The 1,737-nt window shown below is 66.8% G+C and carries 4 protein-coding genes; all 4 read left to right on the top strand.

The features are described 5' to 3' along the window. Window positions 1-543, top strand: a 543-nt coding sequence (locus tag H926_RS34930) for a CheB methylesterase domain-containing protein (protein WP_043610324.1), incomplete at its 5' end; no start/stop codon positions are given. Between the two features lie 3 nt (window positions 544-546). Further along, window positions 547-1,101: a chemotaxis protein CheD gene (locus H926_RS0117910; protein WP_022677528.1), complete on the top strand. Its 555-nt coding sequence runs from the start codon at window positions 547-549 to the stop codon at window positions 1,099-1,101. 20 nt (window positions 1,102-1,121) lie between these two features. Next, window positions 1,122-1,493: a response regulator gene (locus tag H926_RS0117905; protein ID WP_022677527.1), complete on the top strand. Its 372-nt coding sequence runs from the start codon at window positions 1,122-1,124 to the stop codon at window positions 1,491-1,493. Between the two features lie 35 nt (window positions 1,494-1,528). After that, window positions 1,529-1,737, top strand: a 209-nt coding sequence (locus tag H926_RS0117900; protein ID WP_022677526.1) for a chemotaxis protein CheW, incomplete at its 3' end; no start/stop codon positions are given.

Raw genomic sequence — 1,737 nt, 5'->3', positions numbered from 1 at the left:
TCGTCCACCGGCGGGGTAGAGGCGCTGCAGATCCTGCTGTCGGATTTCCCGGCCGATTGCCCGCCCACGCTGATCGTGCAGCACATCAACGAACGCTTTGCCCCGGCCGTGGCGCGCACGCTCGACCAGAATTGCCCGCCGCGCATCCAGCTGGCCGAGCCCGACATGCCGCTGCGCGAGGGCAACGTCTATCTGGCACCGGGCGATGATCGCCACCTGGGCATCGGCGGCACCACCAGCCTGCACGCCAAGCTGCGCCGCGGCGAGGCGGTGTCGGGCCACCTGCCTTCGGTCGACGTGCTGTTTTCGTCTGTCGCCGAAGTGGTCGGCGCCCAGGCCGTGGGCATCCTGTTGACGGGCATGGGCTCTGACGGGGCCAAGGGCCTGCTCGCCATGGCCCAGAAGGGCGCGCGCACGATTGCCCAGGACGAGGCGACCTGCACCGTCTTTGGCATGCCGCGCGCCGCCATCTCGCTGGGCGCGGCCAAGGTGGTGGCGCCGATCGGGCACATCGCCCGCCACGCTTTCAGCAAGGCGGCCTGAGCCATGTTTCACAAACCCATCCTACCCAACCCCAGCGGCCTGGAGCGGATCACCGTGATGCAGGGCCAGGCCCTGGCCAGCGCCGACAAGAGCCTGGAATATTCGACCGTGCTGGGCAGTTGCGTGGCCACCTGCCTGTTCGATCCCGAAGCCCGCGTGGGGGGCATGAACCACTTCCTGCTGGCAGAGCCGCCCGCCGGCTATGACACTGCAGTGGACGAACACTACGGCCTCTATCTGATGGAACTGCTGGTCAACGAGATGCTGGCCAAGGGCGCGCGCAAGTCAAAGCTCAAGGCGCACCTTTATGGCGGGGCCAACGTCAACCGCAACATGATGAAGATCGGCTCGGTCAATGCCGAGTTCGCGCGCAAGTTCCTCGCCAACGAAGGCATCGCGCTGCTGCGCGAAGACCTTGGCGGAACCCAGGCGCGGCGTGTCGATTTCCGCCCGGCATCGGGCCAGGTCCGCCTCCGTACGGTGGAAGACCGGCTTGCGCCACCTGTGCAACCCACTGCGCGTCCGGCCAAATCGCTGGGCGATGTCGAACTGTTCTGAATGGAAAAGCGAGTCCAGGCATGACCACTACCACCCGGATCCTGACCGTAGACGACAGCCCGTCGATGCGGGCCCTGCTCAACCACGCACTCACCTCGCAAGGCTTCGATGTCTCGCAGGCCGAGGACGGCATCGCCGCGCTCGACTGGCTGGCCCTCAACGAAGTCGATGTGGTGATCACCGATATCAACATGCCAAGGCTGGATGGCTTTGGCCTGATCGAGCGCCTGCGCGAGGGCAGCCGCCACCGCGATCGCCCGATCCTGGTGCTGACCACCGAAAGCTCGGAAGAAAAGAAGGCCCGCGCCCGCGCCGCCGGGGCGACCGGCTGGATCGTCAAGCCGTTTGACCCGGCCAAGCTGGTCGCGGCCGTGCGCCGCGTATCGCACTAGGCCATGGCCATCGCAGTCCTGAAGGGAGACAAGCAATGATCCGCGAACTGATCACCTTCGAAGTGGAAGGCCAGGTTTTTGGCCTGGATATCATGGCCATCCGCGAAATCCGCGCCTGGACGCCAACCACGCGGCTGCCGCGCGTGCCGCACTATGTGGCCGGCGTGGTCAACCTGCGCGGCACCGTGCTGCCGGTGGTGGACCTGGCCGCGCGGCTGGGCTGGCGCGCCACCGAGCCGACCCC

Origin of the sequence: Novosphingobium sp. B-7 (genome assembly GCF_000410615.1) — a bacterium.
Taxonomy (GTDB): Bacteria; Pseudomonadota; Alphaproteobacteria; order Sphingomonadales; family Sphingomonadaceae; genus Novosphingobium; species Novosphingobium capsulatum.
This window is presented reverse-complemented; position numbering and strand designations above follow the sequence as displayed.

Bases quoted from the DNA above. Each gene is read 5' to 3' on its own strand.
- H926_RS0117905 (WP_022677527.1), top strand. From the start codon at position 1,122: ATGACCACTACCACCCGGATCCTGACCGTAGACGACAGCCCGTCGATG.
- H926_RS0117910 (WP_022677528.1), top strand. From the start codon at position 547: ATGTTTCACAAACCCATCCTACCCAACCCCAGCGGCCTGGAGCGGATC.